The organism is Rhodospira trueperi, from assembly GCF_900101965.1.
Classification (GTDB): domain Bacteria; phylum Pseudomonadota; class Alphaproteobacteria; order Rhodospirillales; family Rhodospirillaceae; genus Rhodospira; species Rhodospira trueperi.
Genome location: NZ_FNAP01000011.1, coordinates 1 through 20,744, shown reverse-complemented (window position 1 = coordinate 20,744; position 20,744 = coordinate 1). Strand labels below are relative to the sequence as shown.

Sequence of the window (20,744 nt, the reverse complement as noted above, 5' to 3'; positions counted from 1 at the left end):
ATTCATGCATCATGAATGGGGTTACGGATTCGTAAGCAGGCCGCGCTACTCCACGGCCTGCTTCAGCGCCGCGCTAGCGGCCCAGGGGCACAGCACCAGCGTCGCCAACAGCAAGGCGCCCATGATCATCAGTTGCGGCCCGAAGTCCAGGCCCATGACGGCGGCGTCCACGGCCGAGACCCCGAACACCAGCACCGGGATATACAGCGGCAGCACCAGCAGTGACAGCAGAACGCCGCCGCGCCGCGCCCCCAGCACCAGGGCGGCGCCGACGCTGCCGACCAAACTCAGGGTCGGCGTGCCCAGCGCCATGGCGGCCACCAGCACGCCATAGCCTTCCGGCCGCATGGCCAGCAGCACCGCCAGCAGCGGGGAGGCCACGATCAACGGCAAGCCGGTGGTCAGCCAGTGCGCCGCCACCTTGCCCAGCACGATGGCTATGGTCGGCGTCGGCGTCAGGGTCAGCAGGTCGAGGCTGCCGTCCTCGTAATCGGTCTGGAACAGCCGGTCCAGCGACAGCATGGACGCCAGCAGCGCGGTGACCCAGACGACACCGGCGCTGATGCGCTCCAGCACCGCCATTTCCGGGCCGACGCCGAACGGAAACAGCGACACGGTGATGACGAAGAACGCCACCACCATCAGGCTGTCCGCCCCCTGACGCAGGGCCAGCCGCAGGTCGCGGCGCAACACGGCGAGCACGGCCCCCATCATGCGCGAAGGTCCTCCGGGTGACGGTCCTCATGCAGGCCGTAGGCGGTGGCCGCATCGACGGCGAAATCGTCGAGGTTTAGCACCCGTGCCCCCGGCAAATTGACATCCAGGTGCGTGGACAGGGCGATCATGCCGCCGGTCGCGCGGTGCTCGGCCATGATGGCCTCCAGCGTGGCGACGGAGCCCTTGTCCAGCGCCGTCGTCGGCTCGTCCATCAGCCACAGCGGCGCCGGTGCCGCCAGCAACCGCGCCAGATTGAGCCGCCGCTTCTGTCCCGCCGACAGCATGCGCCCGGGCACGTCGGCCAGTCGCGCCAACGCCAGCCGATCAAGCGCGGCGTCGGTGCGCGCCTGCAGGGTGGCGCGGGTGTCGTCCTCGTTGGCGCACACCTTGGCCCAGAAGGCCAGATTCTCGCGCGCGGTCAGAACCGGCTTGATGGTGTCGGTGTGACCGACGTAGCGGGTGCGGGCGTGGTGGCGTTCCGGGTCCTCGCGCACCGGCCCGTCGTCCCAGGCCAGCGACCCGGCGGCCGGCCGCAACAGACCGGCCATCAGGCGCAGCAGCGAAGACTTGCCGGAGCCGTTCGGCCCCAGCAGGAGCAGCGCCTCGCCCGGTGCCAGGGTCAGGTTCAGGTTGGCGAAGACGATGCGCTCGCCGCGAATACACACCAGCCCATGGCCGGAAAACCGGCGGGCGGAGGCGGCGGCGGACGGCGGCGGATCGGAAACGGCGGCGGGTATCATGCGGCGGACCATACGTCAGCGGGCGCCGGATGGGAAGGTGTCGCCGCGCACACCAATTGGTCACGACTCGGCACGACTCGGCGCTTCCTTTATGTCCCCGGCCACCGCGATGGCGTCAGCCGCCAACCGGGCGAACCTGGACCGGAGGCGGATCAAGTTCAATATCTTGCGCATTTATCCACAGCCCCCCCTCCAAATCCGGGACGCGACAAACCCTATTGAAAACACCGGCTTTTCCGCCGTTGCGTTCGGCGCGAAAGCGAGTCATACGCGAGTCTTAGGAAGGGAGCGGCCAAACATAGGACCGCTTGGGGGCGGTTCACCGGGGACAGGCCGTCGCGCCGTATGCGCGGACGGTCGCGTCCCTCAGGGGAGTGATGTCTTCCGTTCGTTGAATCCGGCCGGTGAGGGGACCGCGAGGGTTCGGAAGGCCCCTAGCCAAGAGGAGAGATGGCGCCGTGACCCATTCCAAGACGCTCTCGGAGTTCCTTCCGGCCGGCTTGCTGTCCCGGCTTGAGGCCCTGGCCGCGCGTACCGGTCGGACGCCGGAGGAATGTCTGGTCCAGGCGGTCGGAGAGTTCTGCGACACCTGGGAAGACTATCACCGCATGCTCGACGTCCTGGTCCTGAACGAGGACGAACGCCGCACCCTGCGGGTGGTCAACGAGTAGCTCCCACCAACCCAACCGGTGACGTCGGTGACGTCGGTCCGCGCCTCCCGTCAGGCCAGCAACTGACCGCCGTTGATCTCCAGCCCCTGTCCCGTCACGTATCCCCCCAGCGTCGGCGACAGAAGGGCCAGCGCCGGGCCGGCGCAATCCTCCGGCGTGCCCAGACGCGCCAGCGGAATGCCGCCCCGCGCGGTCTCCAGCTTCTCCGGCGTGGAATGACGCTGATGGAACGCCGTGTCGATGGTGCCCGGCGAGATCGCGTTGACCCGAATGCCGCTGGGGCCGAGTTCCTTGGCCAACGAGCGCGTCAGGGTGGACAGGAACGCCTTGGCCGCGCTGTACATGGACGATCCGGGGCTGCCGCCGGTGCGCGCGCTGATCGATGAGACAAACAGGATCGAGGCGCGGTCGCTGGCCTCCAGGTGGGGCAGGGCGGCCTGGGAGACCTTTACCGCCTGACGCACGTTCAGGTCGAACACCCGGTCGATGAAGGCATCGTCCAGGGCCGCGAACGGCACCCGGTCCACCATGCCCCCGGTATTGTTGACCACGGCGTCCAGACCACCCAGGGCGTCGGCCGCCCACGCCACGACGTCCGCCGGTCCGGCCGGGGACAGCAGATCGGCCGCGCGGGTGATGATCGCGCCCCCGGCCTCCCGCTCCAGCGCCGCCGCCGCCCCGTCTCCGGCGTGATACTGTGCCGCCACCCGTCCGCCGCCGGCCGCCAGCGCGCGCGAAATACCGCCGCCGATACCGGTGGCACCGCCGGTGACCAGCACCCGCAGTCCGTCGAGGTCGGTCATGTTGCCTCCTTTCCCGCTGTCCGATCAGGGCAATCGGGTGAATGCTCTGTTGACGGAATGCGAAACGTCGTAGGGCGGGTTCGCGCCGCAGGCGCACCCCGCCGCATCACCGCCACACGGCGGATTGCCCCGCTGCGCGGGGCGAATCCGCCTTACCCAAAAAAAAGCGGTCGGGCGCTCCGCCACAAGGCACACGATCCCCACATCTTCATTGCCACGTCTTTGCGACCACACACCCTTTCACCCGATTGCCCTGGCTGTCCGACGATCACCTCTGGCCCGACCGCCAAGTCCGGTCCTATACCAGACGACCCGTCCCAGCCAAGGGAGCACCCGTTCGATGAGCACCGAGAGCCCGCCCCTGCACGACCGCGACACTCTGAACGCCCGGCCCGACGCCGTGACCGTCGAACAGCGCGAGGCGGCGTTCCGGGGCTACTTCCACATCGACCGCTACCGGCTGCGCCACGCCCTGTTCGCCGGTGGTCAGGGCGCGCCCATCACGCGCGAGCTTCTGGAACGCGGTCACGCGGTCGCCGTGCTGCCCTATGATCCCGTCCACGATGCCGTGGTGCTGATCGAACAGTTCCGCGTCGGCGCCCTGGGCGCGGGCATGGGGCCGTGGCTGCTGGAGATCGTCGCCGGCATCATCGACGACGGCGAGGAGGCGGCCGCCGTCGCCGAGCGCGAGACCCTGGAGGAAAGCGGCTGCCGGGTGACCGCCCTGGAGCCCGTGCAGACGTGGCTGTCGTCTCCCGGGTGCACGTCGGAGACGGTGGCGTTGTTCGTTGCCCGCGTGGACGCGGGCGCCGTGGCCGGCCTACACGGTCTGGCCCACGAGGGCGAGGACATCCGCCCGACGGTCCTGCCCGTAACCGAGCTTTTTCATCTGATGCGGGCGGGGCGGCTGGATAATGCGACCATCCTGATTGCCGCGCAGTGGCTCGCGCTCAACCGCGAGGCGTTGCGCGCCCGCTGGCTTGACGGGCCCGCGGGCTGACGCCGCCGTCCCGAAATTGGGGCGTGTACACGACAATTCCGCTCATGGACGGGCCAAGAATATCTCGTTTGTGCCCGCGACGGGTTCGATCCACCTTGGTGTCATGGGCCGGCGCCTCCCGCGCCCGCCGGCCGGCCGCAAGGAGATCGCGCGATGACCCACACCGTCCTGTCCCCGTCCACCATCGGCGCGCCGTCGTGCCCGATCAGCCTTGAATCCCGCTTGGGTGGTGTCGTCGACCTGCTGACCGTCTGGCGCCGCCGCGCCGTCTCCCGCCGGCAGTTGCTGGCCATGGACGACCGCATGCTGCACGACATCGGCCTCGACCGCGTGACCGCTTGGGACGAGGCCCGGAAACCGTTCTGGATGGCATGATCGCCAATCCTCAAGGCTGCTTGGCCGCCGGTCGCCGGATCGGTGGCCAACCCCTTGCCGCGAAAGGCATGACAGAGCGTTTCGGCACGGTTTAGACTGGCTCCGGATTCCGTCCTTCGGTCTTTCAGGAGCGCCGTCCGCCATGACCACGCCGCAGGAGCCTCCCACGCCTGACCGCGCGCCCGACACGACTCCCGATACCGCTGCCGACACCACGCCCGACACCGCCGCGTCACCCGATCCGGTTTTGCCGCCCGATCCGTCTGCGGAGTTCGAGGACGAAGCGGATCTCGTGCCGGACGAAGTGCGCCAGCACACCATCGACGTCCGGTTTTCCATTCCGCTGTTCGGGCGTCACTATTACTTGGTCATCATGGGCGGCACCGACCTGCGGAACCCTGATCGACGGGAACGGGACCGCCAGCGCCATCCGCTGTTGACCCTGGGGAACGTGTTGTTTCTGGCGTGGTTCGTGGCGGCGGTCTACGCCGTTTCGGTTCTGGCGTTTCTGTTCATGGAGGGCCTGTGGGGACCCTGATGCCGCGCGTCCGGGCCGGCCGGCCGGCGAGAGAGGGGCCTGTTCCGGCGGCCGATCCAAGACCGCAGGCCGCTTGATGAGCACATCGTAAGAACTGCTGCTGTCCCCGCGCGCGCGCCGCGTTATAATCCCCCCATGACGCATTCCGTGACACACCCCGCCTCGGCGTTCTCCGCACCTCCGTCGGCCACGGCCCCCGCCAACGATCCCGCGCGCGCGCGCCTGTTGGTGCCCGGCGAGCCGCCACCGTTCGAGGTCCTCAACCCCGAGTCCACGCGGCCCGTTCTGTTGATCTGCGATCACGCCGGCCGGCGCATTCCGGAGTCCCTGGGCACGCTTGGTCTGGACAACGCCGACCTGCACCGGCACATCGCCTGGGACATCGGTGCCGGCGCGGTCACCCGCCGTGTGGCCGAACACCTGGGGGCCTGCGCCGTCTTGGGCACCTATTCCCGGCTGGTGATCGACCTGAACCGTTCCCCCGGCGCGCCGGACTCGATTCCGCCGGTCAGCGACGAGACGCCGGTTCCCGGAAACCAAGACCTGGACGAGGTCGACGAGGCCGCGCGCATCGACGCCCTGTTCACGCCCTATCACGCCGAGGTCACGCACCGGCTGCACCACCTGTGGCGCACCGCCGGCCGGCCCCCGGTGCTGTTCTCCGTCCACTCCTTCACGCCGACCATGCGCGAGGGCAGCCAGCCGCGCCCGTGGCACATCGGCGTGCTGTGGGACAGCGACGGCCGCGTCGCCGTGCCCCTGATGCGCGGGCTGGCGGGCGATCCGGACTTGTGCGTCGGCGACAACGAGCCCTATTCCGGCTGGGTGGTGGGCTACTCCGTGGCCGCCCACGCCGGCAGCGCCGGGCTGGCCCGCGCGGCGGTCGAGATCCGCCAGGACCTGATCGCCACCGAGGCCGGGGCCGCGGAGTGGGCCGACCGACTCGCGGAAATACTGGACGGCCTCCTCTCCGACCCGGCACTGTACGTGGTGCAACCGAACGGCCCCACGGACGGCCAGGAATAACCGTGGCGCGGAGACGCGCGCAACGCGGGGAAGGGGACCGCCATGCCCAGCGTCAACAATACCGAGCCGGCCTTCACCATCGGGGTCGAGGAAGAATACCTGCTGGTTGACCCCGAGACCGGCGACCTTGTCACCGACGTGCCGGATCCGTTGATGGCGCGCTTCGGGGAGATGCCGGAGGGCGCGGCCAGCCCCGAGTTCCTGCGCAGCCAGATCGAGGTCGGCACCCGCAAGTGCGAGACGGTGGCCGAGGTCGGCCAGTGCCTGCGCGCGCTGCGCCGCCGCGTGACCGACGTGGTGGGCGAGTACGGCATGGTCCCCATTGCCGCCTCCACCCACCCGTTCGCGCAGTGGAGCGAGCAGAAGCACACCCTCAAGGATCGTTACACGGCGCTGGCCAAGGACTATCAGGCGGTCGCCCGGCGCCTGCTGATCGGCGGCATGCACGTCCACGTCGGCATCGAAGACCCGGACCTGCGCATCGACCTGATGAGCCAGTGCGCCTATTTCCTGCCGCACCTGCTGGCGCTGTCCACCTCGTCGCCGTTCTGGCGCGGACTCGACACCGGCCTGAAAAGCTACCGCATCAGCGTGTTCAACGAACTGCCCCGCACCGGGCTGCCCGGGCGGTTCGACTCTTACGCCGACTACAAACGCCACATCGATACCGTGATCCAGGCCGGCCTGATCGAGGACGCCAGCAAGATCTGGTGGGACCTGCGTCCGTCGGCCACGTTCCCGACGCTGGAGATGCGCATCACCGACATCTGTACCCGGGTCGAGGACACCATCAGTCTGGCCGCGGTGTATGTGTGCGTGCTGCGCATGCTGTGGCGGCTGCGGCGGTCCAATCAGCGCTGGCGCATCTATGCCCGCATGCTGGTCGAAGAGAACCGCTGGCGCGCCCAGCGCTACGGCCTGGACGAGGGCCTGGTGGACTTCGGCATCGGCCGCGTGGTGCCGATGAGCGACCTGGTCGAGGAACTGATCGAATTGACGCGCGAGGACCAGAAGGTGCTCGGCTGTCGCGACGAGGTGGAGCACCTGCGCCGCATCATCGCGCGCGGCACGAGCGCGCACGCGCAACTCAAGGCCTACCGCGATGCCCTCGACGCGGGAGCCGACGAGCGCGAGGCCCTGCGCGAGGTGGTGGCCATGCTTCAGGTCGAGAGCGTGGCCGGGGTATAGGGCGGATCCGGACCGAACCGGACCGCCACCCGCGATGACGGCGCCATGAACGGCGCGCGCGGCGCGCGCCGTCGGCCCGCTTTCAAACGGCCCGGCTTCTGCACCTGTCCTTTCGTGAACGTGTAGCTGTAGGTCCAGCCGTGATCCGCCTTGAGCCGCTCGTGGCAGTGCTTGGCGTTGAAATCGAAATCCCGAGCGCCGAATTGCGCAAACCTCCACTTCATCCGATCCACAGGGACCGCCCGACCAGACCGGCGAGCTCGGCGCCGATCAATCAGACCTTCCGCACCGTCCGCTTCGTGCTTGTCCCGAAGCCGCCGAAAGTGCCGCGCCGACATCCCAAGCCAGTCCGCCGCCTCAAGGCAACTCAACCGCCCTCATAGACGGCGCTCCAGCGCCTCCACACCCCGCGCCACCCTGGCCTCTGGTACCATCCGATCCCACCGCCCTGGACCCTTTCCAAAAACCCTTCCAAAAACCGGATCGATCGTGTGCGACAAAGACGGGACATATCATCTGCTACGGACACCCCCAAAATTCCCTGTTGCAATGGGCGGCCAGCCGAGTATAGTCGCGCACCTCAACGGGGACGCCCCCTGCCGCCGCAGCGGAAAAGGGGGGCGGTTCGACCAAGGATGCGGGCGTAGCTCAGGGGTAGAGCACAACCTTGCCAAGGTTGGGGTCGTGAGTTCGAATCTCATCGCCCGCTCCAGTTTTCTAAAGCGAAATCAAAGCTTTGAAGGGCGCCCACGAGGCGCCCTTTTTCGTGCGCGAAACCCGGGGAAGCATGGGGGAAGCATGTGGGGGGATGTTTTGGCGTACCTCTGAGCCGATCCGTGCCGTCGGATGCCTGAATTTCAGACCCCGTCCTGGCAGAGCGATCCTGGCATCACGCTCTGCGTGAGGTATGATGCCGGCAATACCATTCGCGTGCCACACCACGTTTCCTCAGGTACCGGCGGCTGTCCCTGGCGACCGGCTGGGTGCCACGGCCTCGCGTCTCGTTCGTAACCGTGCGGCCAGCAGGGTGCGACCCTGGCTTCCACCTTGTTGTGTTCAAGGTGCTCTGGCAGCTCTGCTTCTAGAGTGACGCGGCCGAGATCACCACGGCGTCCGCTCTAGCTGCGATAATCCGCCACAATCGCAGGCGTCGAAGGTCATTTTGTGGCAATGGTGTTTGGGAACGATGAAAAAAATCTGGACGCAAGATGCGTACATTCATCGGTGATGAACCTGAGATTCCGAATGAAGTGAACCAAGCCCATGAAGAGGGCAGGCTTGTATTTTTTTGTGGCGCAGGAATTTCCTTTTATACAGGCCTGCCAGGATACAAAAAACTCGTCGAAGAGACGTATGCGTCTTTGAGCCCCTCGCTTGACCCGCGAGCGAGAAGAAAATCTGACAAAGAGAGAACACCACACAACACGGCTTTCCACGGAGGGCGGTACGATCAATCGCTTCACTTACTTGAACGCGAGTGTAGTCGAGATGTGGTGCGACATAGGGTGATCGAGATTCTTTCCCAGCCGCCCGGACCGGGAAGTTCTGCGCTTGAGCTCCACAACGCTCTTCTTACCCTTGCCGCGTTGCGGGATGGATCTGGGTATCGGTTGGTCACAACGAATTTCGATGACCGATTCGACCTGACTGGGCGCATTCCAACACCGGTTCAGGTCGCCCCGGCACTGGGGCCAGCCCGACCTCCGTATTGGAGGCACGTGACCTACCTTCACGGGAAAGTCCAGAAAGACGAAGATCCGAACGGTGAGGGCCTGATCCTGACATCTGCCGACTTCGGTGCTGCTTATCTGCGGGATGGATGGGCGGCGCGGTTCGTCGTTGAGTTGTTCCGGGAGTTCACGGTTCTTTTCGTCGGCTACAGCCTCAACGATCCGATCGTCAGCTACCTCGTTGATGCTCTCGCGGCAGATATGCACGCGGGCGGACAGTTCCGGCGGGCATTCGTTCTTGCGCCTTATGGGAACGCAGCAGGTGAACGGGAAAAAGTTGTCAAGAGCTGGGACGCCAAAGGAATTGTGCCGCTTCCGTTCAATCGTGGACAAAAATACGGGCGGCAGACACGGGTTCTGACCGCCTGGGCAAAAGAATATAGGCAGGGACTGAATTCAAGGATATCTGTCGCACTTGAGCCGACCAGAAGACCTTTTCCCCCACCACTTCCCGACGTGGAGGTGAAAAGCATCCTAAACAATATTGCCTGGGCACTATCAAAGCCGGATGGCTCCGTTGCGAAGCATTTCGCCGATGGCAATCCCTCCCCGGACCCGACTTGGCTGGCGCCGCTGTCGGAGGTCGAGATCCCGTTGCGTGAAGGGCAAGCTCCAGCCCGCCTTTTCGATTGGCCCTCACCCACGTTGGGGGCCGATGGCATTGAGAAGCCCCATTTGGCGCCATTGGCCGGAGAAGGGGCCGCATGCCTAACCAGTCTTCCGCTGAGCCCGATCACGTTTGAGTTGGGGCGATGGTTGGCGCAGCATCGGGCGAGCAGAAATGTCTCGGACTGGGTGATTTCCCGTGGTGGGCAGTTGCACCCCTTTTTGGCTCAGCGGCTCAACTTTGAACTCGAAACGCTCGCGCAACCCTATCAAGCTTTCTGGCGGATTGTGATCTCCGGTGCGTTGTTACGGCCATGTTTCCCCGGACGTCTATTTCCGCCACGGCTCACAAGATATTGGCCGCCGGATGGCGGTACTTTTCTTCTTCGGGCGGCACAACCCTACCTGACGGTGCGGAAGCCATTCCGACTTGGTGGCTCCAAGGAACCACCCGGACGCGTCTCAGACTTAGCGGATTTCGACGTGGTGCTGACCGACGAAGACCTTGTCCGCGATGTTTACGATCACCGTACAGAAGACCACGTGACCGAAGCCGTTGTTCGGCTTGCCGACCCGCTGACATCCAGCCTGTTCGACGTATGCCGTTTGGCGGAAGAAGCGGAGGTTTTTGGTCTGACCGAACACAGTGTGGTTTGGGTGCCGTGCCTTGCGAGCGATGACGACGAGGTGATCCGGCGATGGCATGGTCCCTTGCTTCTGCTCAGGCTTCTTGTCGTGGCGCTACCCGCCATTGTGCGGAGTGATATGGAAGCTGGTCTCGTGCTCGTCCGACGTTGGATGGTGCTGGGACGGCAAGGGCATGCCCTGTTCCAGCGATTGGCGCTGCATGCCCTGACCGAGACGGATGCGGTTCCGATGACGGATGCCGTCCAGTTTGTCTTGGGGGGCGATGGCACTGCATTCTGGCATTTTCAGACTTGGCCAGAACTGGCGCGGTTTCTGCGGGCGCGTGCTGCCTCCTTCGGTTCCGATGACCTGAACGCTCTGGTACGTAGTATCGAGGGAGGTCCACCGGAGGGCCTGTTCAGCACCCAGCCCGGTCACGATCTTGTTCGGCGCCTTCGTGGGGAGCGGTTAGGCAAACTGAAACAGGGGGGCGCTGAGTTGCCAGCACCCCTTGTGGCCCTAGCTCGGGAATTCGAAACCCAACCGGACGTGCTGGTCGGCAAGGTTGAAACAGGCTGGGTCGTGCCCGCGACCGCCGAAGACATTGCCCATCTTCCGCCGACTGAAGCAGCCGAACGACTCCTCGCCTATCAAGACGATTGGGATCAGGGTCACGCACTAAGCGACCTGTTCGCCAAGAACGAAGGTCTTTGGTTCGATGTCCTGCCGCTGCTGATTGAACGGGGGGCGAGCGGTAGTCTCTGGGGAATCGGACTGGCGGCCCCTCGGGAACTAAAGGACGATCAAACGATTTCGCGCATCATCGTCGTTTATAGGGAGCTTGCCGAACAACACCCGCGCTGGCTGGCCGATGAAGCGGTCGCGGCTGTAGCGGATTGCCTGGATTCTTGGGGGAAGCAGGTCTCCACCGAAACGGAGCTCCATGCTTTCCTGCCCCTTTGGGACCTAGCCTGGGCGGCGTCAACGCAGAATGGTAAATCCGACCTCCTGGAACGGCCGGACGGGGTTGATACGGCAATCAATGCGCCGGGCGGCCGCCTCGCCGGGGCATTGTTGAAACGTCTGCTGTTGGAACCGGTGACGGCGGATGGCGGCCTCCCGCCACTCCTCAAGCCCTTTTTCGACCGGTCCGCGCATGGCGAGACGCACAGCCACCGTTTCGCTCGAATCATGTATGCATCGCACCTAGTATGGCTGCACCGCCTGGACAGGGCCTGGACCAAGGAGAGCCTTATCCGTCCAATGGAAACTGCGTCTCCGGAAGAGCGGCTCAGTCTTTGGGAAGGATATCTCTGGCAGCCATACTGGAACGAGCATCTCTTGTCCGATCTGGCCGACGCGCTTTTCGCCATACTTCCACACATGCGCGAGCGGGAAGAGACGGTGGGCGATGCCCTTGGGCGATTTTTGGGGGATGTCTATTTGACGAAACCTAATACGGTCCTGGCGTCCACCCGGCATAAACCGTCCCTCCTGACGGCATTCTTCTCCCACGCCGGACCCAGCGAACGGGCTGCTATGGCGCGGGCATTGGGTGCGCGCATGAAGGACGCGGGCGACCAGGCTCCCATATTGTGGAGCACATCGGTTGGCCCACTGATCCGGGATCACTGGCCGGCCGATCACCACAAAAACAATATTCAGGTGTCCACCGGGTTTGCCGATGTCCTCCTCAATGCGAGGAATGCCTTTCCAGAGGCCGTCGATTTCCTCCTGGGCAAGAACCTGATCACGTCCAAACCCGGCCAGAGGAACGAATTCCTTGATCACTTCCTTCTATTATTACCTTTGAAAGGAGAAGAGGACGAAGAGATCCGCCACAAAGACAATGCAGTGCTTTATCCGGAACACATGCTGCGCCTACTTGACGCGGCAACCGAAGGCGGTATCGCAAGTTGGCATACCGGCCGAATCTCGACACTCCTCCGTCAGATCAAAAAGGCCCAACCGGATCTCGCCAACTCCCCCGTCTTCGTTCGACTGAAAGAACGTGCGGGAGGCGCCTAAAGCCTGATCGGAATAGCGTCGAGTGAACTCAGCAGGTTGCAATGCCGTGGTTGGCGCCGAGGCGTGAGGTTATGGGGTTGGCGTTCCGTCGCTGGTTCGGGTGCGCGCCCGCAGCACTGTCCAGCCTCAGGGCTCCAACGACAGCGGCGCGTCCAGATCAATGCCATTCAGACGTCCGGCCGCCTGCTGGACCTCGGCCCAGACGATCAATGGGCTAAGACCGTCGCTTATAACCCGCGAAAATAGCGATTCCGGTTGGAGAAACGACATAAGATCGGCCCGTGATTGGGGGCCGGCGGACTGAACTATGTCGGACTTGCGCACGTTTTGAGGCGGGGATCCCTCAAGCACAGAGACCACCACGGCAACGGGTGCACCAGTGATCAAGGGATTGCGCAAAGCGGCGAAAGCCATCGCGTTCAGGCGGTCTTGGTACTCCGGGCGGGGCGGATATTGGGTCAATGCAGCCAATCCCCGCGCCTTGGCGGCCACAATATCAGGGTCCGATGACGTTCGCAATTGGTCAAGTAGAAATAGAATTGCCTCATGCCGGGCTACCGGCGGCAGGTGATCGGCGAGAACCTCAAGTATTCGACCCAAAGTATCCAGTTCATCGACCTTTTCCCTATCGATTAACTGGGCGACGATATCTTTTGCAAGAAACAGCGCTCCTTCGCTTGGCAAAACTGGCGCCAGGACGGCAATGCCTTCGTACAAGCTGGATTTCGACTCTTGACCTGCGGGCTGTACAGCCACCGCGAGAATTGCCTTGGCAAAATCCCCTGCGAAAGTTGGCGAGACACGATCTCGCAAGACGAGCAGAGCGTCGGCTAGGACCTGTCGCTCATGATCATGGTCAGTGTTGAGAAAAGCTCTTTCTATCGTTTCCAAAAGAGTCTTCAAGTTTTCAGTGTTGAGGTACGGAAGCAACATCTTGAGCGCTTGACGATGCTCCGCCCCGAGTACCGCGCGATCAAAGCGGCCAAAAAGAATGGGGTACTGTGAGTGATCCCGGTAGTCATCTATTCCTTGGTCAATGATCTGGTAGGCTAAGAGTGCAGTGGCACCGCTACCGATCCGGCTCATGTTTGTGGCAACCTCTTTGAACAGGTCGTCCAATGTGTCTCTGCTACCGGTGAGACTGGCAAATATTAGCTCGGTCGCCAAGCGCTTTGTCCAAGTGGTACTAACCTCGCAATCGGTTTTGGCATTGTATGGGGCACGACTCTCGCATAGGTAACCCTGCTCCAAGGTCGCGCGAACCGCTTCAACCGCACCTTCAGTTTGTGTCCACAGGCTAATATTTACCAGTCCACGTATCGATGCGGCTAGGGCGGTCAAGGCATCCGCTGATTCAATTGTGTCCATGACCGCAAAGCCATGCTCTGCAAGATCCGATTTGGTTGCTGCAGGCAAGCTTTCTGCAAGGGCTTTGATAACATTGGGAGCGTTTCGCAAAGCGCTGGCATCTGTGATGACAGGAATCGCGTTCAAGACCCGACGAACCTCACCGGCGAGTACCGTAGAGCTGCTAGAATTTGCTGGGGACCTAAATGACAAATAAACAATTTCCTCGGAGATAGTAGAGTTTGATATCACGTTGTCGAATAGAAGCAACTCAGTATATTTTTTAAGAACCCGCTCAGCCTCAGCCTCACTCAGTGAAAGAGAAGCGTTGATCCCGGCGGCTATTGAAAATAGAGATTCAAATACGTCGGGATGCCGCTTAAATTTCTTGCATAAATCTATAACATATTCTATAAATTCAACACCTGAAATTCCTACGATTTCGAAAAATGTTCCTTCTTCTAAGTGGGAAATCATGTTCTTCAAAGCCGTGCATAACTCCTTCATGTTATCGGCATCTGTAACCTGGGACATAAGCTGAAGAATGTGAGGGCATAATTTTTTTACAGCGTCAGACCCAAGGTCTTCTGAAATAACAGCCAAAAGTCGGTATAGAGCTTTTTGATCATAATCGTTGTTTTCTTCCTCTAAGGTGACCATCACTTTTCCGGTCTCTTCCGCCAGGAATTGGTCATCCAAGTATTTTGCAACAATTTTGAAAGCGGCTGCTAGGACTTTCCATTTTTCCAACTGACTGGTTTGTCTAAGAGCCGCAAGAAGACGCGGCGCTTCGCGTCCAGCCGTATCATGAGTCAGGGTTTGACTGAGAACCAATAGGTTTGGATCACTAGTATTTGGACCGTTATTAGACGGCGGAAGTTCTTGTGTTAACGTCAACAGACGGGAAACGGCGTTGTGGACAATAGTGCCCCGCATCTCTGGAGCTTGCCGCGTCAGACAGATATGAAAGCCGTCTAGTAGAGCTTCGTAAGGTTCGAGTGGGACGTATTTATCACCGTTTAAAAAACGACTAACACTTAAATGTGGTTTGAAAAAGCCGTTGGATTTGATCGTGTCGATGATTTGGACCCAAGCCTCCACCGGTAATATTTCAGGTGCGCCAGCGTAGTACGCCATCAGGAAGGCGGTCGGGAGCAGCGCGTCCCAGTCGTCGCCCGCGTCTTGTGCCAGATCGCGGATGGTGTCGCGGGTCCAGGTGTGCATGATGGGCGAGGTGCCCAGCAGCGCCCGCGCGAACTGCTCCGGCGCTGTAACGAACGCGCGCGCGTGGTCACGGTCCGTCAGGATCTGCATCGCGAAGTGCTTGTGGAACCCCAGGTCCTCGGCGGCGATGGCGCGCAGGGCCTGGAATTCCAGGTCGGTGAGGTCGTTGTCGAAAGTGAATGCCTTGATACTCGCCTGGAAAGCTGTCTCGATGCGGTCGTGTTCCAGTTGCCGCCATTGCAGGGCGCCGATGGTCCCCATGACCGCCAGCGTCAGCACATAGGGCGCGACCCGGAGTGTGCTGAGCCGCGCGTAGCCCCGGAATTCGCCATAGCGGAAGCGGTTCAGCAGCCGGTCCATGAGGAACGCGATTTGCGTGCCCACGGGCAGCAGCGCCTTCCACCGCGCCCGCCAGGTCATTGACATCGGGCCTTTCGCGGCCGCCAGGGCACGGGCGCCCGCCTCCAGGCGGTGGGTCCAGCGGTTGGCACGGCGATCGGCCTCCAGCACCGCGCAGGCCAGGTAATCGTGGTCCAACTGCCACTGGGTGCAGTGCGGGCCGTCTTTGGCGCGTTGCCGCAACACCTCCCGCTGTTCCAGAGACTCCAACACTCCCCGGGCGGCCTTCGGGTTGGATGGGTTGATGATCTCCAACAGCGTGCCCTCGCTCTCGGCAACGGTCTTGGGCTCATACCCGGCACGGTCCACAAGTTTGACCAGCGCCTCGCGCACTCCGGCCCGTGACTGGTCGAACAAGTCGGCAGTATCGCGCACGGCGGTCTCGATGAACTGGGCCTCCAGACCCCGGGCCCCTTCGGCTCGGTCATAGGTTCTCAGAGACAGCCGCCGGTTCGGCAGCGTCGCCAGGGCAGCCAGCACGATCTTGAGCTGCTGGGGCAACACCCTGCCCTCCTGAGTCAAATCCGCCTCCAGGCGGTGGCACAGGTCCGTCCACCCACTCTCCGGATTCTCGATCACAGGTTTACCGTCGTTCGTTTCGGTCAGACGAGCCAACAGGGGACCAATTTCGTGGGCAGAGAGCCGATCCAGCGAGTAGGTCTTGGGTTGGATGAAATGCGCGCAGCCCAGGCCATCGGCGGCGTCCTTGCGGGTTACGATCAGGACGTGCATCGATGGAGGATTGGCCTGCAACTGATCCCGCACCACGCGCCAGAATGTGTTCTGACCGCAGAGTTCATCTGTTTGCAGCCAAGACCCGTCTGGGAGAAACTGCTGGCGATTGACGTTCTGATAGTCGTCGAACTGGTCCAGGATCAGCAGTGGGGTTCGTCCCAGCGCGGACCGGATTTCTGCCAGCGCGGCGGGACAGTTGGCAGGATCGAGTGGGCCGTCCCACCCTATCCTTTCGCGCTCTGCGGCGCTCAAGGCCGGCGCAGCCTGCACCGCCACGGCCACCGCCCGCTGGGGTGCCCCCTCCCAATCGGGGCCATCCAGCGTTTCCACATAGATCGGCAGCAGCCCTGAGTCGGCCTTGAGGTCTTGCGCTAAGCCGGCTTGCAGAAGCGCCGACTTGCCGGCGCCGGAAGTGCCCACTAGGAACACAAGGGGATGGGCCCGACAGAGCGGGATCAAGCGTCCAATGTCGTCCTCGCGTCCAGCCAGATGCGCGCGGTTGGTCCGATTTAGCCGCAGGGCCTCAGGTTGGCGCAGAATCGAGTGGCGGCGCGACACCAGGATCAGGGCGATTCCGCCGATGATCAGCACGGCCAGGACCGCTACCCAGACCTGGGTTTCCCACGATTGCATCTGTGTGGCTAACTCAGTCAGATCGGCCGTAGCGGTCTTGATAAGCGCGATGGCACCGCCCAGGGTTGCGAATATGTAACCGGCTCTTTGCCCGAGTTTCTCCATGGTGGCACCCTGGGAGTTGGCTAGGGATGGCGGCGGATCGAGGATAGCGTGTTGCACCGTGGCCGCCAACACGAAGGCGGCAGGGCCTGCCGGCCGTCGCGTACCCGTTCAAAAAAAAAATCCTGCCGGTCCAGGTCCGGTTCTGACGCCAATCACCATGGAAGCCTGCCAGGCGGGGGTTATAGGCTGACAGAAGATGCCAGGACAAAGGGGGCGGGGAGAGCGCCTTCGCGGGCCTCAAGGAAAGTGTAGCTGATTCAACGCTATACGCCAGAAAGCTTCCGTCGTTCGCAATCAACCTCCACAAAAAAGGATGTGAAGACAATGGAGTAGACGACATTAGGAGGCCCTCTTTTATCTTGCCTTCGTCCGAACCCTATTTCCCGTTACGCTCATTTACGCTTTCCTGCAATAGGATATCTCTGAATTCAAACCAGTAATCCAGTTCGAACTGTTAAATCTGCGATGATGAACGGGGTTGCCAGCGACCAAGCGCCGGCCGACATCGGACCCACATGCCCCATGATCCCATCTTTGTTCATCCCTCTGTTCGACCGCACGGGACCATCCCTTCGTCCCGACCTGTTGTCCAAAAAGCCGGCGCGCGCAGGGGCGGTCAAGGATGGCCGCAGGCCAGCCCACGCGTCAGCGCGGGCCTTGTCCTTGACGGCGCCGAGCACGCTGGCATGCTTGGCGGGGTCGGGAAGCGGCCAACCAGCGTTGGCCAAGGCGGGGCGAAATCACCCGGTGGCCTGCGGCAGCAGCGGCACGACGTCGCCTTCGGGCGTCGGATCCAGCAGCCCAGCAATGCGGGCCGCCACGGTATTCGCGGCGGCCACCAACGCGGAATCCGGGAGATGGGTGTACCGTGCCGTCACGCCCGGCACGCTATGCCCCAGCAGGCCGGCGATGGTCATCTGGGACATGCCGACCTCCTCGGCCACGGAGGCAAAGGAGTGTCGCAGGACATGGGCGGACACGTCGGTCAACCCTGCGCGCGTGGCCACCCGATCCAACACCTTGGGCAGGCCGATGAAATGGCCATCACCGCTTCCCGGGAAGACCCAGGGCGAGTCCTCCCTGCGAGGGACTGTGTCCAGCACGGCCAAGGCGGCGCGGCCGACGGGGCGCACCTGCTCGCCGGACTTGCTGTCCCGCAGATGCACACACCCTGCCCGGTGATCCACGTCGTCCTGGCGCAGGGAGAGCGCTTCCATGCGGCGAAGACCCGTCATGAGGATGAACCGGATCGCGGCCAGTCCGACGGGGTTCTCCTCCTGAGTCTCGGCGTCATGGAGCGCGGTTCCAAGGGTGCCGATGTCCTCGACCGACAGGAATCGCTTGCGCGGCCGGTCCGCGAGTTTCCGGGCACCGTCGGCGGGGTTCGCCTCGATGATCCGGCGGCGCACGGCATACTGGAGAATGGTCTTGACCATGCCCAGCGTGCGGGCAGCCGTGCCGGGGCCGCCCGCCGCCGACGCACCCCGTCCGGTCCGTTTCGCGGTTGCCGTGCGTCCGGCGGCAATGTCGGCCTGCATGCCCTCAAGGTCAGCCAGGGTGAGGTTTCGGACCTGGCGCCGGCCCAGCAGCGGCTTCACATGGCACTCGATCCGGCCCCGGTCCAACGCCAGAGTGTTCGGCTTGATCTTCCTGCCGGTGCGCCCGAGGATCTTGCCGGCCTCCGCCTCGGCCAGATAGGCGTCGCATAACTCGGCCACGGTCATGGCGGAGCGGTCGGCATGGCGGTTGGCGGAAGGGTCCTGCCCCTTCGAGACCTCCGCCAGTTTCGCGCGCGCCAGCTTGCGGGCCTCGTCCGGGGTCAGCGTGCCGACCTTGCCGACCACCATACGCCGCGTGGCGCCCGCGCCGGTTCGGTACTGTACGAGGTAGCTTGCCACCCCGGACGGTTTGACGCGGATGCCGAATCCCCGGACGTCGGAATCCCAGACGAAGCGGTCGCGGTCGGGATCCGGCTCCAGGGCATCGACAAGACGCTTGGTGAGTCTGGGCATGCCCGCCTCCCTGTGACATCCGTTCTGCTTCCCCGACCCCATCCTTTTCTTCGGGGAAGCATGGGGGAAGCAGAAGAGGGGTAACTCGAGGGTGCTCGGGATGAGATGGTCGCAAACACGGTGCGCCGAAAATCCTTCAATGTCAAATTATAAGGTGCGAGAGAGAATTGAATAAAACTCGGGCGTAGAGCCGATCACAACCTTGCCAAGGTTGGGGTCGTGAGTTCGAATCTCATCGCCCGCTCCAGTTTTTCGAACATATTCCAGCTACTTACGAACGGCCCAAAAGGGCCGTTTTTGCTTACATAAGCCGGCGAGACGGGCTGTGTAAGCGTTGTGTAAGCAGATGGACACCTCGAAAAACCGCTGTTGGACTGGCGCCTGACGTGATTCCCTGATGGGAACGTGCGGGGCGGTGCGGCATGGCGGGTCAGCTTGGTTTCTTTGATCTTGAGGACCGGTACGCGCCGATGAGCAAGGCGCGTGATCCGCTTGAAAAGCTGTCTTCGGTGGTGGATTTCGAGCCATTCCGCTACCGGCTGGTGAAGGCGCTCAAACGGTCCGACGGCGCCAAGGGCGGCCGGCCGCCGCTCTCCAGTCGCGCCGCCGATTCTTGCTTGAACGCGTCCGCGAAAAATCGTTACGTCTTGTTCGTCATTGTAAACCTCTCCGCTCCCAAGGGAGCTTAATGGAGGCGACCATCGTTTTGGAGCAGGGTCAAAGCTAAACTGGTCCACGGACGCCGATACGCAATCCACGAGGAGGCTAGGCGCAACCTGCACTTATAAGTCAAAGATTACTACAATCGCCGGCGCCTTCACTTGACGCTCGGGTACGTCACTCCAGAGCGAGCCGAGCTTCGCGCTGCATAATCCGGTGTCCGTTTTGTCGGGGCAAGGTCACTCTCATTCCGGTCTTAGCTGCAGGTGCCTGCCGCGAAGGCCGCGTTGGCGACACCGATCTCCGGGACGGCCAGGAGGTGACAAGCGGTCCGAGGCAACGTCGTCCACCATGAGATCTTCGATGAGGTAAGGACCCTGCGCTCGCCGCCACATGGGATGGGAATCAGGGTGGTCATGCATCATCCGTGGCAAAAAACATCCACATTCTTTCAAGCATCTCGAGGTGGAAATAGTAGAGGTCAGGGTCGATCTCCACATAAACAATGGCTGGATAAATTTCGTGATAATAACGCATTTCATTTAGAATTTCCGCTTGCGTCGAACATTTGTCGCTTAGTTCTTCCAAAAATATGTAATAGCGAACGCCCCTTTCTCTTAAAAGATAATTGAGTCTTCCATTGATGACACTGTCCTTTTCTGCGTTACTTAAAGTATTAGGTGGTCGCGTCGAGACGAATTTGTTCCAAAGGCATTCGCGCAACAAATCGCCCGTTGATTCAAATCCGTCTTCGGGGCTCTGCGCGCATAGGGCGTACTTGCCTGCCGGGAATTCGGTAGGGTCATCAAGCCCTGACGCGAACTCCGCGTATGAGCGGTTTAGCCCGGCCACGATGATCTCGGCAAAGGTGCCAATCCCAACCCTGAGCAATATAACGTCGCTCCGGCCATCGAGCGTCTCCCAGGCCATCGCAGCGTGGTCAGCATCTTTTACTTTCATAACGTTAAAAGATTGAACGCAAACAAAAGGTATAAGATAGCTCGCGATCCTCTTTACGGCACGTACTTCCTCTTTTTTTGAAAGCCCCTCAAAACTATCTATAGCATTTGTAAGTATAGAGAGGCAATGGTATATATCTAATTTCAAAATTTTGTCTATAATATCTTGATTATATCTCGATTCTGTCGAGTATTCATTTACGTTTATTTTATAAAACTTAATAAAACTATTTCTGATTTCAGGTTTATTATGATTAATTGCATTAATTTTGCCTTTTATTCTTTCAAATCTTTCTTCACGAGAAAGAGAGGCGCCTGCGGTTGTTTTTTGCGGTACATTACTCGACTTAACAACTCCATCGAGAGGCTGTCCCCAACCAAAAAGTTCATGTTTCAGCTGGTTGAAGGCCGCTGCCCATTCATCCTCGTCCTCGATTGAAACGGCCGTGATGGCATCGTTGATGTCCAGCAATCGAATTTTGTCGTTGGAGCACCGCCACATCCACGCATAATGCCGCCGCCTGTTAGAGCCTGACTCAAAAGCCTACTGGCGGGCGAGGCGTCGCAGCGCGAGTTGGATGGAAGCGATGCTGACGAAAGCGGCAAGGGTGTCGGCGAGGT

General features: G+C 61.9%; 14 protein-coding genes, 1 tRNA gene and 1 pseudogene. 9 read left to right on the top strand and 7 right to left on the bottom strand.

What is annotated here, in order from left to right; translation table 11 throughout:
• Window positions 1-45: 45 nt before the first annotated feature.
• Together ccmB and ccmA are read right to left on the bottom strand one after the other, a co-directional pair.
• Complete coding sequence (gene ccmB, locus BLS85_RS13775; protein WP_176793755.1) at window positions 46-711, bottom strand: heme exporter protein CcmB; 666 nt, start codon at window positions 709-711, stop codon at window positions 46-48.
• Window positions 711-1,457, bottom strand: coding sequence for a heme ABC exporter ATP-binding protein CcmA (ccmA, locus tag BLS85_RS13770; protein WP_245699239.1), 747 nt, complete (start codon window positions 1,455-1,457; stop codon window positions 711-713). The genes ccmB and ccmA overlap by 1 nt, the downstream gene beginning before the upstream one ends.
• A gap of 458 nt (window positions 1,458-1,915) precedes the next feature.
• Here ccmA and BLS85_RS13765 point away from each other — a divergent pair, with 458 nt between their 5' ends.
• A complete protein-coding gene (locus BLS85_RS13765; protein ID WP_092787290.1) occupies window positions 1,916-2,128 on the top strand; it encodes a hypothetical protein in 213 nt (70 codons plus the stop codon).
• Between the two features lie 50 nt (window positions 2,129-2,178).
• Here BLS85_RS13765 and BLS85_RS13760 read toward each other — a convergent pair whose 3' ends face one another.
• Window positions 2,179-2,931 (bottom strand): SDR family NAD(P)-dependent oxidoreductase, encoded by a 753-nt coding sequence (locus tag BLS85_RS13760; protein WP_092787288.1) that lies wholly within the window; start codon window positions 2,929-2,931, stop codon window positions 2,179-2,181.
• A 340-nt stretch (window positions 2,932-3,271) separates the two neighbouring features.
• Here BLS85_RS13760 and BLS85_RS13755 point away from each other — a divergent pair, with 340 nt between their 5' ends.
• From BLS85_RS13755 to BLS85_RS13735, 5 genes are all read left to right on the top strand, one after another.
• Complete coding sequence (locus BLS85_RS13755) at window positions 3,272-3,931, top strand: NUDIX domain-containing protein (RefSeq protein WP_092787286.1); 660 nt, start codon at window positions 3,272-3,274, stop codon at window positions 3,929-3,931.
• Window positions 3,932-4,084: 153 nt separating this feature from the next.
• A complete protein-coding gene (locus tag BLS85_RS13750) occupies window positions 4,085-4,306 on the top strand; it encodes a DUF1127 domain-containing protein (protein WP_092787284.1) in 222 nt (73 codons plus the stop codon).
• Window positions 4,307-4,448: 142 nt separating this feature from the next.
• On the top strand, window positions 4,449-4,844 hold the full coding sequence (locus tag BLS85_RS13745) for a hypothetical protein (RefSeq protein ID WP_092787282.1): 396 nt from the start codon (window positions 4,449-4,451) through the stop codon (window positions 4,842-4,844).
• Window positions 4,845-4,991: 147 nt separating this feature from the next.
• Window positions 4,992-5,870 carry an N-formylglutamate amidohydrolase gene (locus BLS85_RS13740; RefSeq protein ID WP_245699238.1) on the top strand — a complete coding sequence of 293 codons (879 nt, stop codon included), beginning with the start codon at window positions 4,992-4,994 and terminating at the stop codon, window positions 5,868-5,870.
• A gap of 42 nt (window positions 5,871-5,912) precedes the next feature.
• Entirely contained in the window at window positions 5,913-7,058 is a 1,146-nt protein-coding gene (locus BLS85_RS13735) for a carboxylate-amine ligase (RefSeq protein WP_092787278.1), read from the top strand.
• Here the strand turns inward: BLS85_RS13735 and BLS85_RS13730 are convergent.
• On the bottom strand, window positions 7,031-7,282 hold the full coding sequence (locus tag BLS85_RS13730; RefSeq protein ID WP_092787276.1) for a hypothetical protein: 252 nt from the start codon (window positions 7,280-7,282) through the stop codon (window positions 7,031-7,033). The genes BLS85_RS13735 and BLS85_RS13730 overlap by 28 nt on opposite strands.
• A 413-nt stretch (window positions 7,283-7,695) precedes the next feature.
• Between BLS85_RS13730 and BLS85_RS13725 the strand changes: the two genes are divergently transcribed.
• A tRNA-Gly gene (locus BLS85_RS13725) sits at window positions 7,696-7,770 on the top strand.
• A 496-nt stretch (window positions 7,771-8,266) separates the two neighbouring features.
• Window positions 8,267-12,049, top strand: coding sequence for an SIR2 family protein (locus tag BLS85_RS13720; RefSeq protein ID WP_092787274.1), 3,783 nt, complete (start codon window positions 8,267-8,269; stop codon window positions 12,047-12,049).
• 126 nt (window positions 12,050-12,175) lie between these two features.
• Here the strand turns inward: BLS85_RS13720 and BLS85_RS13715 are convergent.
• Together BLS85_RS13715 and BLS85_RS13710 are read right to left on the bottom strand one after the other, a co-directional pair.
• Window positions 12,176-16,258 (bottom strand): annotated as a pseudogene (locus tag BLS85_RS13715) (ATP-binding cassette domain-containing protein); the annotation flags it as partial.
• 974 nt (window positions 16,259-17,232) lie between these two features.
• Entirely contained in the window at window positions 17,233-18,504 is a 1,272-nt protein-coding gene (locus BLS85_RS13710; RefSeq protein ID WP_092787271.1) for a site-specific integrase, read from the bottom strand.
• 422 nt (window positions 18,505-18,926) lie between these two features.
• On the opposite strand from BLS85_RS13710, the gene BLS85_RS19810 reads away from it, so the two are divergent.
• Entirely contained in the window at window positions 18,927-19,193 is a 267-nt protein-coding gene (locus BLS85_RS19810) for a hypothetical protein (RefSeq protein WP_092787269.1), read from the top strand.
• 385 nt (window positions 19,194-19,578) lie between these two features.
• On the opposite strand, the gene BLS85_RS18780 is transcribed toward BLS85_RS19810, so the two are convergent.
• A complete protein-coding gene (locus BLS85_RS18780; protein WP_143027196.1) occupies window positions 19,579-20,595 on the bottom strand; it encodes a hypothetical protein in 1,017 nt (338 codons plus the stop codon).
• Window positions 20,596-20,744 lie beyond the last annotated feature (149 nt).